Consider the following 13862-nt stretch of genomic DNA (forward strand, 5'->3'; position numbering starts at 1 on the left):
CATCTCGGAAACGGTCCGCCGCGGCGTTTCCCTTTCGTCATGGCCCGGCTTGTCCGGGCCACCTGTCGCGGCACAAGTGCTGGAATAGGTGGCCCGGACAAGCCGGGCCATGACGATGGGGGAACGCAGCGGCGCCCAGGCAAGCACTTGATTTTACGGTCATTTCCGACTCGTTTCCAGGAGGTGTGCATTGCGTAGGGACGAGCCGGGCCATGACGATGAGGGAGCGCCGTCGCCCTGTCTCAATCGACCCGCGGTCTGCTGTAACTCCGGCCTGAATGCGCCTCCGGGCTCAGGACAACGAGCAACGGCCGGCGCCTACAGGCTCTGCCTCATGGCCGTCCGCAGCACGTCCACCTGGTCCTGGCATTCCCGGGCGCGCTGCTCATAGGCCCGCGCGGCGGCGTCCAGGCCGCCGCGGCGGGCGTCGTCCGTCATCTTGCCGATCAGCACCACGCGTTCCTCGATGATCCGCAGCGCGATGCGCAACGCCTCGTCAACGTTGCCTTCGCCCTGCGCCGCCAGCGTCTCCGCGGTATAGGCGTGGCCGACCTGGCAGCGGAACCGCAGCGGCGGCCAGCGCCGGACCCGCGACAGCACGCCGCCACAGGCCGGGCAGGACATCGCCACCGGATCGGCAAACCTCATCGTCGTCGCGGCATCCGCCGGCCGGCCCAGCGCGACCTCCACCTCCAGGCAGATATCCTCGGGCACCGCCGGCGCCGGGCCGGGCGCCTCGGCGATAAGCTTGAGCAGAAGCTCCGGCATATCCGCCAGCGGCGCGCGATAGTCCACGTCGCTGGCCGTCAGCGCCCCGCGCAGCATGTCGGCGGCCTCGGCATCCGCCGGGTTCTGCACGACGGTCACGCTGCCGCACCGCTTCATGTCGGCCAGCCGCGCCGCGCCGTCGTTCAGCATCCCGGTCAGGATGACGCCGATCGCCCGCGGCCCGTAGCTGACGCCGACGGACCGCAGCAGCGGATCGATCGCCGGGCGCGACATGTTCTCGCGCGGGCCGCGGCCCAGGCGGATGACATCGTCCAGCACCAGCGGGTGGTGATCGGCCGGCGCGACATAGGCGCAACCGCGCCGCGCCCTCTCGTCATCGCGCGCGGTCCGGACGGTGAAGGCGGCCCGGGCGTCGAGCACCTCGGCCAGCATGTTGTTGCCCCGGGCGCCGATATGAACGACGATGCACAGCGACGCCGCCAGATGGGCGGCAACGCGCCGGACAGTCGCCTGACGGCATCGACCGCGCCGAAGGATCCACCGATGGCGATAATGTCACGCTAGAGCAATATCGGCCTGACTGGAAATCGCGGAGCGATTTCAGGCCGATGAAATTGCTCGTGAAATTATGAGCTGGAGCGTTTCCAGTCAGGCTGAAAACGCTCTAGCCCATGGGACCTTTCTCCTACACGCTATAAGTCTGTATAGGTGGCGGCAGCGCAACCGGTTCCGTCCGCGGCCGAATCGGCCGTTGGACGCAACAACGGGAGACCTGCCGCGCCTGTTCGGTTTGGCGGACGTTGCCCAATCGTGTAAGGGAACAGTCTCGGCCGGCGGTGAGTTCGGAGGGTAAGATGGATATAGAAGCCGACCCGCCGGTGGTTGGAATCGGCGCTTCAGCCGGCGGGATCAACGCGCTTCAGGCGTTTTTCCAGGCCTTGCCCAACGCGCCGAACGCCGCCTTTGTCGTCGTGGTGTACCTCGACCCGGAATATCGCAGCGAACTTGCCAATATTCTCGCCAGCCGCACGGCCATGCCGGTGACCCAGGTCGAAGGCAGCGTGCGGCTGCAGAACAATCATGTCTATGTCATTGCGCCGAATTGCAGCCTCAACATTTCCGATCACATGATCACGGCCACGCCGTTCGAGGAAGCGCGCCGCCAGCGTGCGCCGATTGACCAGTTCTTCCGGTCGCTGGCGGCGCAGCGGAACGATGGGTTCGCCATCATCCTGACCGGCGCGGGCGCCGATGGCTCGGTCGGCGTCAAGGCCATCAAGGAAGCCGGCGGCATCGTCCTGGTGCAGGACCCGACCGAGGCGGAATACGCCTCGATGCCGCGCAGTGCGATCGCGACCCAGATGGCCGATTTCGTGCTGCCCCTTACGGGGCTGGCCCAGCGCCTGGTCGAACTGCTGGAGGTGCGCCGCCACGGCATGCCGGAGCAGATCCGCGAGAGCGACGAGGAGACGGTGCGGCGGATCCTGGCGCATATCCGCGTCAGGCTCGGCCACGACTTCAGCCAGTACAAGCGCGCGACCATCCTGCGGCGGATCGCCCGCCGGATGCAGGTCGCCCGCAAGGAGACGCTGGTCGATTACTACGCCTATCTGCGCGACAACGTCCAGGAAGCGCAGGCGCTGTTCGCCGATTTCCTGATTTCGGTCACCACCTTCTTCCGCGACGCGAAAGCGTACGAGGTGCTCGCCAGGGAGGTCATTCCCAGGCTGTTCAAGAAGGGAACCGGCGGCCCGATCCGCGTCTGGGTGCCCGGATGCGCCACCGGCGAGGAAGCCTACAGCATCGCCATCTTGCTGCTGGAGGAAGCGGCACGCCAGGACCTGCGGCCGGAAATGCAGGTTTTCGGCTCGGATCTCGACCCCGCAGCCCTGGCGATGGCGCGGGAAGGCCGGTTTCCCGCCACCATCGGGGCCGATGTCTCCGAGGATCGGCTGCGCCGGTTCTTCCAGCACGAGGGCGACCATTACCGCGTCCGCCGCGAACTGCGCGACGTGGTGCTGTTCGCCAGCCACAGCCTGCTGCGCGACCCGCCGTTCTCGCGACTGGACGTGATCTCGTGCCGCAACCTGCTGATCTATCTCGATCGCGAGTTGCAACAGCAGGTGGTCAATACGTTCCACTATGCGCTCAATCCGGGCGGCTTCCTGTTTCTTGGCGCCTCCGAGACGGCGGACCAGCCGTCCGGCCTGTTCCGCCCGCTGGACCGTGACGCGCGGATCTTCCATTCGATCGCCACGGCCAAGGAAACGCGGCCTGGACTGCCGGTCCTGCTCGGGCCACGTCAAGTGCCGGCCCAGGGTCCGGTCGCCCTGCGCGCCGCGGCGTCCGCCGGCACCGCCGGCGATGCCGCCCGGCATCGCCAGATGCTGGAGAAGATCGCGCCGCCCAGCATGCTGGTTGACGAATCGCATCATGTCGTCCACCTGTCCGAAACGGCCGGCCGCTTTCTCCAGCCAGCGGGCGGTCCGATGACGACCAATGCAATCGACATGGTCCGTCCGGAGCTTCGTTTCGACCTCCGAGCAGCCCTGCACCGTGCCTTCGAACGGGGCGAGACGACGCTCAGCCTGTCGATCCTGGTCCAGTTCAACGGCGCCCCGCATCGCGTCTATCTCCAGGTCAGGCCGGTCCGCGAGGGCGGCGACCCGGCCCACCATGCCCTAATACTGTTCATCGAAGGCGAGGCCGTCCGGCCGGACTCCGCCGAGGGCCTCGTCCGCAAGGCCGGGGCCGATCCCGCCAATGAAATCGTCCGGAAACTCCAGGAAGATCTGGATCTGGCGCAGTCGAAGCTGCGCGGCACGCGCGAGGAATTCGAGGGCGCCAACGAGGAACTGCGCGCCGCCAACGAAGAGCTGCAGTCGATCAACGAGGAATACCGCTCGACCTCCGAGGAGCTGGAGACCAGCAAGGAGGAGCTGCAATCGATCAACGAGGAGCTGCAAACGGTCAACAACGAGCTGAAGCTGAAGCTGGAGACCGTGTCGCGGGCGCACAGCGACCTGCAGAACCTGATGGCCGCCACCGACTTCGGCACGTTGTTCCTCGACCCATCGCTGCGCATCAAGCGCTTCACGCCGCGCCTGACTGAGCTGTTCAACGTCACCACGACCGACGAGGGACGGCCGATCACCGATTTCACCCACCAGCTCGACTACGACCTGCTGGCCGAGCATGCGCGCACCGTCCTGAACGACCTGACGCCGATAGAGCGCGAGGTGCAGAGCCGGAACGGCGGCTGGTTCCTGGTGCGGATCCGTCCCTATCGCACGGTTGACGACAAGATCGACGGCGTGGTGGTGACGTTCATCGACATCACCGACCGCCGCCGCATCGAACAGGCGCTGCGGGACAGCGAGACGCGGCTGCGGCAGGAGACGCGCCTGGTGGAGCTGTCGCGCGCGCCGATTTTCGTCTGGGATTTCGACGACGGCATCGTCCAGTGGAACCGCGGCAGCGAGGAGCTGTACGGCTTCACGCGGGAGGAAGCGGTCGGGCAGCGGAAGGACCTGATGCTCCGGACCAGCGTTCCCGGCTCGTCCTTCGACGCCATCCGGCAGTCGCTGCAGGAGACCGGCGCCTGGAGCGGCGAGGTCCTGCACCGCACCAAAAGCGGCCGGACGCTGACGATCGAGAGCCGGATCGAGCTGCTGGCGATGGGCGAGCGGCGCCTGGTGCTGGAGAGCACGCGTGACGTGACGGACCAAAATCGGTGGGAACAGCGGCGGCAATTGCTGCTGAGCGAGCTCAGCCACCGGGTCAGCAACACGCTGACCGTGGTGCAGTCGATGGCGCGCCAGACGCTGCGCACCGCACAGGACAATGCAGAGTTCGTCGATCTGTTCGAAGGCCGGCTGGCGGCCCTGGCGCGGTCGCACAAGCTGCTGGTCGAGGCGCACTGGGAAGGGGCCGAGCTGGACGCCCTGACGCGGAGCCAGTTGGAAGCCTATGTCACCGGCGATCCGCAGCGGCTTCGCATCGAGGGGCCGCCGGTGATGCTGCCGTCACAACTGGCGACGCCGTTCGGGCTCGTGCTGCACGAGCTTGCGACGAACGCGGCCAAGTATGGCGCGTTCTCGGTCGGGAGCGGGCAGGTGACCCTGGCCTGGACACTGGAGACCCGCGACGATCGTCCCTGGCTCCGGGTGCTGTGGCAGGAAGCCGGCGGGCCGCCGGTTACGCCGCCGACAAGGAAGGGTTTTGGCGGCACGCTGATCGAGCGCGGATTGCCGGGCGCGAGGGTGCGGCGTGACTTTGCCCACGAGGGTTTGACGTGCACAATAGAACTTGAGTTGGTCAGGGACGAAACGGATGGAGCAGACGATCGGGCCGAAGCAACCGTCTCAGGGAATGCGAATTCTGGTGGCTGACGATGAGATCATGATCGCCCTGAACCTGGAAGAGGGCCTGCGGGAAGCCGGCGCCGAGGTGTGGAGCGCCGTGACGGTCGCCTCGGCGCGGGAATGCGCCGAGGGCATTTCGCTGATCGGAGCCGTGCTGGATGTCCGGCTCGGCACCGAGGATACCGAGGAAATCGCCGATATCCTGTTCACGCGCGGCATCCCGTTCGTGTTCAACAGCGGGCACACGCTGCCGGACAGGATGCAGGCCAGGTATCGCGGCATCCGGGCCCTGACCAAGCCGCTCCGGCAGAGCCAGATTCTCTAAGCCCTGCTGGGTGCCTGCTCGGCCCGGCAGGACGCGCAGTCCTGAGTTCCGGCCTGGCATCTGGAGCGGGCCGCAGATGGGTTGGGACGGATCGACGGCGCACCGTCATTCTCATGGCCGGGCGTGTCCCTACGGGATGCACACATCTCGGAAACGACCGCAAAGTCAGGTAGCCGCCCGACGGTCGGGAACGACGCTGCATCGTCATCGCCCAGGGGCAGTCCGGTATGGGCATAAAAGTGGCGACGGCCGTTGCCACATCGTCATGGTCAGCGTAGGCCCGGCATCCACGCCTTCTGCCGGTATCAGCACCGCAAGGCGTGGATGGCGGCCCTGCGGCGGCCATGACGGCGGAACGGTTCGCCGCGCCCGGCCGCTAAAGTTAGCGCGTATGCGGACGAGCCGGGCCATGACGGTGAAGACAAGCCGCCTCTGTGTCCCAACCGATCCGCGGTCTGCTGTAGCGTCCCCCGGGGCATGTCCCGGCCATCCACCCTCCGCCGCCGAAGCGCAGATGGCTGGGACAAGCCCGGCCATGACGGTGGAAGAACGACCGCACCAACGACCGCGCCGTTGAAGCCAACCGGCGCGACTGGCACTGTCCGGTCGGCGGCCCGTCCCGTCGCTCGCCGAACCGGGCACGGCCGTCAGCGTGTCGATACCAGAAATCCTGGCAAGGAACGTCCGAATGTCCCAGCAACCCGCTCCCTCCATCGCCCGCATCGGCTTCATCGGCCTGGGCGTCATGGGCGAGCCCATGTGCGGCCACCTGGCCCGCCGGTCCGGCCTGCCCGTCCTGGCGCACGACCTACGCCCCGAGCCGCTGGAGCGGCTGGCCGGGCAGGGGGTGACCCCGGCGTCTCCCGAGCGCATCGCGGCGGACTGCGACCTGATCCTGCTGTCGCTGCCCGACGGCAAGGCGGTTGCTGCCGTGGTGGCGCAACTGGAGCCGCACCTGCGGCCCGGCCAGTGCGTCGTCGACACCTCCACCTCCTCGGTCGCGCTGACCCGGGATATCGGCCAGCGCCTGGCCGGGCAGGGGATCGACTACGCCGACGCGCCCGTCGCCCGCACCCGCGAGGCTGCCGCCCGCGGCGAACTCAGCATCATGGTCGGCGCGAGCGAGGCAACCTTCGCGCGCATCAGGCCGATCCTGGAGACGATGGGCACCGACGTGACCCATTGCGGTCCGGTTGGCTGCGGCCAGGTGGTGAAGATCCTCAACAACATGCTGGTGTTCCAGCACACCGCCGCCCTGGCCGAGGCGATCGCGCTGGCCCGCCGCAACGGCGTGCCGCCCGAGGTGCTGCTGCCGACGCTGGCAATGGGCTCGGGCGACAGCTTCGTGCTGCGCAACCACGGCATGAAGGCGATGCTGCCCGGCGTGTTCCCGGAGCGTGCGTTCTCCACCCGCTATGCGATGAAGGACCTGTCCTATGCGCTGGAGATGGCCGACACGGCCGGGCTGGACACGCCGGCGGCGAGGCTGGCGATGCAGCGGCTGAAGCAGGCCGAGGCGGCGGGCTACGGGGCGCAGTACCACCCCGTCGTGCTGAAGGTGATCGACCCGCAATAAGAACGGTCCCCGCCGCGTCGTGGCGCGATGGCCGGGCTTGACGAGGGCGGCGACCCGCGGGAGGTTGGCGGAGACGTTTCAAGGGATATCACACTGCATGAACATCGCGACCTCTCCCGCGGCGCTGGCCGGCGTTTCGGAATCAGAATGGCAGATTCGTTGCGACCTGGCGGCGCTGTACCGCCTGGTGGCGCATCACCGCTGGACCGATTTCATCTACACCCACATCAGCGCCCGGCTGCCGGGGCCGACGCATCATTTCCTGATCAACGAGTACGGGGTGAATTTCCACGAAATGCGCGCTTCGGACCTGGTGAAGATCGACCTCGACGGCAATGTGGTGGAAGACGGCGACGTCAGCCTCCGGCGGGTCAATGCCGCGGGGTTCACCATCCACTCGGCGATCCACATGGCGCGGCCGGACCTGATGTGCGTGGTGCACACCCACACGCAAGCAGGGATTGCCGTTTCGGCGCAGAAAGAAGGCCTGCTGCCGATGTCGCAGCATGCGCTGAAGTTTTATGGGCGGCTGGCGTATCATGGGTATGAGGGCATCGCGCTCGACCTGGACGAGCGGCAGCGCCTTGTGGCCGACCTGGGGCCGCACAAGGCGATGATCCTGCGCAATCACGGCCTGCTGGTGGGCGGCACGTCGATTCCCGAGGCGTTCCTGATGACCTACATGCTGGAACGCGCCTGCGCCGCGCAGGTCGCCGCGCTGTCCGGCGGGCAGGAGATCGTGCTGCCGCCGGAAGCGGTGCGGGTGCACACCGCCGAGCAGTTCCGGAAGCAGGAGAATGATGAGCATTACGCGATGGTTTGGGATGCGGCTCTGCGGCTTGTTGAGGATGGGCGGCCGTCGTACCGGAGTTGACGTCGGGAGAGGCGGGCGGGGCCGCGGGTCCGGGTGGTGCCTCATCGGCGGGGACAGCGTGGGTGAGGGCGTATTTTTGTTCGCACAGAGACGAACAGAGGACAGTGGAGGGCCACAGGGGATCAGGGGGACAGCACGCGGCCTTGTGCGGATGGCGCTGTCGCGGCAGGCAGGCCCCTGGTCCGGCCACGCGGTGCTGTCCGGCGCCGCATTCCAATGGGGCTGGTCGCGTCGCACGTTATGCGCAACGCAATGACTTCTTCCCTGTGGCCCTCAGTACTCCCTCGTTCCTCGTCTGTGCGGGGATTGCGGCCGAATGTCCGGAAAAACCCCATCCGGCCCCGGCACGACAGCCTCCACCACCCGGGGGCCTCCCGAGTTAGAACGTGCCCCGCTCCGGCGGCACGGTGATGCACGCAATGCCCCGGCCGTTCAGCCGCCCGCAGGCATCCGCCGCCGTGGATTGCGTCAGCCCGAGCAGGCGCGCGCGGAACGCCACCTGATTGCCGAACGGGATAGTTGCGGGCAGCACGATCTTGGCGGTGCGCAGCAGGTCCGGAGCCGCCATGCGGGCATGCTCGGCCGCGTTCTGCGCCGTCGTCAGGCTGGCGAAGGCGCCGACCTGGATGGCCCAGCGGCCGGCGGGCAGCGGTGTGTAGGCGACCCGCCGCGCCATCGTTTCCTGGATCGGCCTTGCGCCGCCGCCATAGCGGGCCGGCGGCGGCGCGTGGGCGATGATGCGCGGCGGCGGCAGCGGTTGCGCGACAACCGGCGCCGGCGACGGCGGCAGCGGCTGGCATGGGCGGGTGGGGTCATAGGCGGCATCCGGATCACATCCGGCGCTGCCGTAGGACGGCTCCGCCGCGGCAACCGGCTGGATGACTGGCGCGCGCACCGGCTGGCAGGGACGGGACGGGTCATAGGCCGCGTCCGGATCGCAGCCGCCGGCGCTGTACGCCGGCGTCTCGGTCGCCACGGCCGGCTGGAACGTCGCCGGACGCAACGGCGTGCAGGGTCCGCCGGGATTGTACGCCGCATCCGGGTCGCAGCCGGCGCCGCCGGACGACGCCGAGGCCATGACCACCGGCTGCACCACCGCCGGGCGCAGCGGCGTGCATGGCCCGTCGGGGTTATACGCCGCGTCCGGATCGCAGCCGGACGGCGTCCGGCGGGCGGAGGCATAGCGGGTGACCGCGCCGCCGTAGACCGCCAGCGGTCCCGACATTGGCGTGCCCGGACCCAGGTTCGGCGCGATCGCGGCGACGTAGTTCACCGTCTCGTCCGGCAGCGGCGTGCCGTAGCTCAGGTAGCGGTCCACCCGGTTCGGCCCGGCATTGTAGGCGGCGAGGAAGCCCGGCGCGCCGTAGCGGTCGTACATCTCCCGCAGGTAGGCGGTGCCGGCGAGGATGTTGTTGTGCGGATCGAACGGATCGTCGCCCAGGTCGTAGCGCTCGCGCAGCCCGTCATAGGTGTCCGGCATCACCTGCATCAGCCCGATCGCGCCGGCCCAGGAGGTCACGTCCTCCTGCCCGCCGGATTCCTGGCGCATGACGCTGCGGATCCACTGTTGCGGGATGCCGAACCGGCCGGAGGCCTCGCGGATATACGGTCCCCACGGATCGCTCGGCGGCCCGGGCGGCGGATAGTAACGCGTCGGGCCGTAGTAGTGATGGTGGTGACGGGCGTAGTGCCGGGTTGGCTGGCTGCTGCATGCGGCGAGCGCCGTCAGCAGTGTCAGGCACAGGATCGGACCCGTCCGGGATGGGGCGGTGGGGACGACGCGGCGACTCATGGGCAGGATTCCGACGCAAGGCGTGTGCGACGCTGTTAGCACAGTGTCTGAGCGAAGCGGCGGAAATCTTTGGGATTGGCGCATTTTGTGCGGCGGGATGGCGTCCGTGCCACGTTCGGGGGCGGAGGCCCTGGTCACCGTCAACCGCAGGCGGATCGCCCGCGGTCGCACGATGTTCATCGTCTGCCACCGGTTGCCATCCCTGGCCGGTCACGACCAAATGCTGGCGATGGAGAAGGGCAAGGCCGTCGACATTGGCTCCCACGCCGCGCTGGCGGAGCGCGACGCCGTTGGCTGCACGCTCTGCAACCAGCAGAACCGTCAACAGTGAAGGATCCGGTCATGCGGCTGCTGCCCCGGCCCCCGTCCAAGGCGATCACGACCGTGCGGGAAAGCCGGTTCGATCCGACGCTGCCGGCAATCCTGGAGTACCAGTCACCGTCCGCGGCGATCGTCAACTTGCCGATGCCGCGCATCGCCCGCGGCCTGACGCTGACGGTCAGCAGCATGATCGCGGTGCTGTTCGCCCTGAGCGGCGTCATCAGGGTCGACCGCGTGGTGACGGCCCAGGGCGTCGTGGTGGCGCGGTCGCCGATGGTCGTCGTCCAGCCGCTGGAAACCTCGATCGTGCGCTCGATTGACGTGCACGAGGGTGAAGTCGTCCACGCCGGGCAGGTCCTGGCCCGCCTCGACCCGACCTTCGCCGCCTCCGACGCCGGCGCGTCCGCCGCCCAGGTCAGCACATACCAGGCACAGGTCGCCCGCCTGGAGGCCGAGATGCACAACCGCCCGTTCACCTACAAGGGCAGGAATCCGGACATGGTGCTCCAGGCGGCCGTCTACGCGAACCGGCAGTTGGCGTATCATTCCAAACTTGAAGACTACCGGCAGAAATTCGACAGCCTGCAGGCGACCATCGCACGCGCCCGGTCCGACGAAGCCGGCTACGCCGAACGGTTGCGCTATGCCGAGGCGCTGGAGCAGATGCGCACCGAACTCCAGAGGCTGAACGTCGGCTCCAGGCTCGACACGCTGGCGGCCATGGACTCGCGCGCCGAGATGCAGCGCGAGATGGATAACGCGCGGGAGACGGCGGACGGCGCGATGCGGGACCTCGCGGCCCTGGTCGCCGAGCGCAATGAATATATCCAGGGCTGGCACAACGATGTTTCGGACAAGCTGACCGGCGTGCTCCGCAAGCTGATCGAGGCGCGGGACGAATTCGACAAGGACCGGTTCCGCCGGCAACTGGTCGTGATGCGGGCGGAGACCGACGGCACGGTGATGGCGATCAGCAAGGTCTCGGTCGGCTCGGTGCTGGCCGCCGGCCAGCAGTTCATCACCCTGGTACCGACCGACGCGCCGCTGGAAGTCGAGGCCAATATCCCCGCGGACGAGGATGGCTACGTCAGCCTCGGCGATCCGGTGGAGGTCAAGTTCCAGACCTTCAACTATGCGCGCTATGGCATGGGGCGCGGCGTGGTGCGGATGATCAGCCCCGACAGCTTCACGGGACAGGACGAACAGCGCGACCCGACCGGCGACGTGCCGGTGCCGCGATCGACGACTGGCGACCAGTGGTACTACCGGTCGCGGATCACCCTGGACCAGATCGACCTGCACGGCGTCCCGCCGCACTTCCACCTGAGCCCCGGCATGCCGATCCAGGCGGACATCCGCATCGGCAGGCAGACGGTCCTGAACTACATATTGGGCCGGTTCGCACCACTGGCCACCGAAGGCATGCGTGAGCCGTAGCGTCGCGGACTTCCTTCGCCTGGCCGCGGCAGCGACACGGCCGTCAACTTTTGGCCCGGATCGAAACCAGCGCCGACACCCCGGCCCGTGACGACAATGCCGCCCGGCCGCATGTTGCCGGCTTGCCGCGGCGCTGATACGGAGGCTCATGGCGCGGCGGGACGACAGCGTGATGCGGGATTTGCCTTCGACACAGCCGGTTCGGCCGAACATCCTGATCGTCAAGCTGGGCGCGTTCGGCAACATCATCCTGTCGATGGCCGCCTTCGCCGCCATCCGCCGGCATCATGCGGACGCGCGGATCAGCGTGCTGACCAGCCCCGCCTTCGCCGGCTGGCTGCGCACCTTCCCGTATTTCGACGACGTGCTGGTCGATCCGCGGCCCAGCCGCTGGGATTTCGCCGCAACCCGCCGGCTGGCGCGGATGCTGGCGGACGGACGGTTCGGCCGCGTCTATGACCTGCAGACCTCGGTGCGGTCGTCGCGCTACCTCCACCTGTTCCCGGCCCGGCAGCGGCCGGACTGGTCGGGCATCGCCTATGGCTGCTCGCTGCCGGACCGCGATCCGCGCCGCAATTCCCTGCATGACATGGATCGGCAGGAGGGGCAGTTGCGGCAGGCGGGCATCACCGACTTCGCGCCCCCCGACATGTCCTGGTGCCGCGGCGACATCGGCCGCTTCGGCCTGCCGCGCGACTTCGCCGTGCTGGTGCCGGGCAGCTCGCCCAACCGGCTGGCGAAGCGCTGGCCGGCGGCGCGCTACCAGGCCCTGGCGGCGATGCTGCGCGATCGCGGCATCGCGCCGGTGGTGATCGGCTCGGCGGCGGAGCAGCAGCTGGCAGCCGAGATCCCCGCCGCCATCGACCTGACCGGGCAGACCGGGTTCGGCGACCTCGCCGACATGGCGCGGGCGGCGTGCTTCGCCGTAGGCAACGACACCGGTCCGATGCACCTGCTCGCCACCGCCGGTTGCCCCGCCATCACGCTGTTTTCCCGCGATTCCAACCCGGCGCTGTGCGCCCCGCGCGGCCGCTGGACCCGGGTCCTGCAACGCGACGACCTGACCGATCTGCCGGTGGAGGCGGTGCTGGAGAGCCTGCCCCAGGAGAGCGAAGCCGAGCCGGTGCAGGCCTGATGCCGGACGTCTCGCTCCCCCCTCTGAAGCGCGAGACGGTTCCGCCGGACGGGGTGCCGATGCCGCAGCGGCTGTGGGCGATCCTGACCATCGCCCTGGGGCTGACGCTGGCGGTGCTGGACGGCGGCATCGCCAACGTCGCGCTGCCGACGATCGCACGCGAGGTGCACACCTCGCCGGCGATGTCGATCTGGGTGGTGAACGCCTATCAGGTGGCGGTGACGATCTCGCTGCTGCCGCTGTCCTCGCTGGGCGAGATCCATGGCTACCGGCGGATCTACCAGGCCGGGCTGGTGCTGTTCACCGTGTCGTCGCTGGCCTGCGCGCTGTCGTCGTCGCTGTCGACGCTGATCCTGGCGCGCACGCTGCAAGGCTTCGGCGCGGCGGGAATCATGAGCGTGAACAGCGCGCTGGTCCGCTTCATCTATCCGCGCCGCTGGCTGGGCCGCGGGATGGGGCTGAACGCGACGGTGGGCTCGATCGCCGCGGCGACAGGGCCGACGGTGGCGGCGGGGATCTTATCCGTGGCGCCGTGGCCGTGGCTGTTCGCGGTGAACGTGCCGCTGGGCGTGCTGGCGGTGTTCATCGCGCTGTGGGCGCTGCCGCAGACGCCGCGATCGGGCATCCGCTTCGACTCAACCAGCGCCGCGCTGCAGGCGGTGGCGTTCGGCACGCTGCTGTTCGCCATTGCGGAGTTCGGGCACGGCGATTCCCGGCTGCACGTGATGGCGGAGCTGGTGGTCGCGGCGGTGTGCGGCGTGGTGCTGGTGGTGCGCCAACTGAGCCGCACGGCGCCGATGCTGCCGGTGGACCTGCTGCGGATTCCGCTGTTCGCGCTGTCGGTGGCGAGCTCGGTCTGCGCCTTCATCGCCCAGTCCATCGGCCTGGTGTCGATGCCGTTCCTGTTCGAGCACCGCTTCGGGATGGACCAGGTGATGACGGGGCTGCTGATGACTCCCTGGCCGCTGGTGGTGGCGGTGATCGCGCCGTTCGCCGGGCGCCTGGCGGACAAGTATCCGGCCGGGCTGCTGGGCGGCGGCGGGCTGGCGGTGATGGCGGGAGGGCTGCTGGCGATGGGGCTGCTGCCGGCGCATCCGGCGACGGGCGATATCGTCTGGCGGATGACGCTGTGCGGCCTGGGGTTCGGGTTCTTCAACACGCCGAACAACCGGGCGATCATCACCTCGGCGCCGCCGATCCGCACCGGCGGCGCGAGCGGGATGCAGGCGACGGCGCGTCTGCTGGGGCAATCGACCGGAGCGGCGCTGGTGGCGCTGGTGTTCACGCTGGTGCCGGGGGTGGGCGGCAG

10 protein-coding genes are annotated in these 13862 nt (G+C 68.6%); 8 read left to right on the forward strand and 2 right to left on the reverse strand.

The genetic code is table 11. The features are described from left to right. Positions 1–318: 318 nt before the first annotated feature. Entirely contained in the window at positions 319–1266 is a 948-nt protein-coding gene (locus tag CCS01_RS09810) for a chemotaxis protein CheB (protein WP_204848207.1), read from the reverse strand. A 317-nt stretch (positions 1267–1583) separates the two neighbouring features. On the opposite strand from CCS01_RS09810, the gene CCS01_RS09815 reads away from it, so the two are divergent. The 4 genes from CCS01_RS09815 (at position 1584) to CCS01_RS09830 (ending at position 7868) form a co-directional block, all read left to right on the forward strand. Further along, positions 1584–5120, forward strand: a complete 3537-nt coding sequence (locus CCS01_RS09815) for a CheR family methyltransferase (protein WP_104518650.1) — start codon at positions 1584–1586, stop codon at positions 5118–5120. Then, positions 5113–5418: a response regulator gene (locus tag CCS01_RS09820; protein WP_104518651.1), complete on the forward strand. Its 306-nt coding sequence runs from the start codon at positions 5113–5115 to the stop codon at positions 5416–5418. The genes CCS01_RS09815 and CCS01_RS09820 overlap by 8 nt, the downstream gene beginning before the upstream one ends. A gap of 688 nt (positions 5419–6106) precedes the next feature. Next, positions 6107–6994, forward strand: a complete 888-nt coding sequence (locus CCS01_RS09825) for an NAD(P)-dependent oxidoreductase (protein ID WP_204848206.1) — start codon at positions 6107–6109, stop codon at positions 6992–6994. A gap of 97 nt (positions 6995–7091) precedes the next feature. After that, positions 7092–7868, forward strand: coding sequence for a class II aldolase/adducin family protein (locus CCS01_RS09830; protein ID WP_104518652.1), 777 nt, complete (start codon positions 7092–7094; stop codon positions 7866–7868). 379 nt (positions 7869–8247) lie between these two features. Here CCS01_RS09830 and CCS01_RS09835 read toward each other — a convergent pair whose 3' ends face one another. Continuing rightward, positions 8248–9660, reverse strand: a complete 1413-nt coding sequence (locus CCS01_RS09835) for a lytic transglycosylase domain-containing protein (protein WP_104518653.1) — start codon at positions 9658–9660, stop codon at positions 8248–8250. Between the two features lie 106 nt (positions 9661–9766). On the opposite strand from CCS01_RS09835, the gene CCS01_RS09840 reads away from it, so the two are divergent. From CCS01_RS09840 to CCS01_RS09855, 4 genes are all read left to right on the forward strand, one after another. Next, positions 9767–9991 (forward strand): hypothetical protein, encoded by a 225-nt coding sequence (locus tag CCS01_RS09840; RefSeq protein ID WP_146101647.1) that lies wholly within the window; start codon positions 9767–9769, stop codon positions 9989–9991. 11 nt (positions 9992–10002) lie between these two features. Further along, positions 10003–11418: an HlyD family type I secretion periplasmic adaptor subunit gene (locus tag CCS01_RS09845; RefSeq protein ID WP_104518657.1), complete on the forward strand. Its 1416-nt coding sequence runs from the start codon at positions 10003–10005 to the stop codon at positions 11416–11418. A gap of 148 nt (positions 11419–11566) precedes the next feature. Beyond that, the gene (locus CCS01_RS09850; protein WP_239992089.1) at positions 11567–12553 is read left to right on the forward strand and encodes a glycosyltransferase family 9 protein; all 987 of its coding nucleotides are present in this window, start codon (positions 11567–11569) and stop codon (positions 12551–12553) included. After that, positions 12553–13862: MFS transporter (locus CCS01_RS09855; RefSeq protein ID WP_104518655.1), on the forward strand; the 1310-nt coding region annotated here is incomplete at its 3' end. The genes CCS01_RS09850 and CCS01_RS09855, both read left to right, overlap by 1 nt.

Origin of the sequence: Rhodopila globiformis (assembly GCF_002937115.1) — a bacterium.
Classification (GTDB): Bacteria; Pseudomonadota; Alphaproteobacteria; order Acetobacterales; family Acetobacteraceae; genus Rhodopila; species Rhodopila globiformis.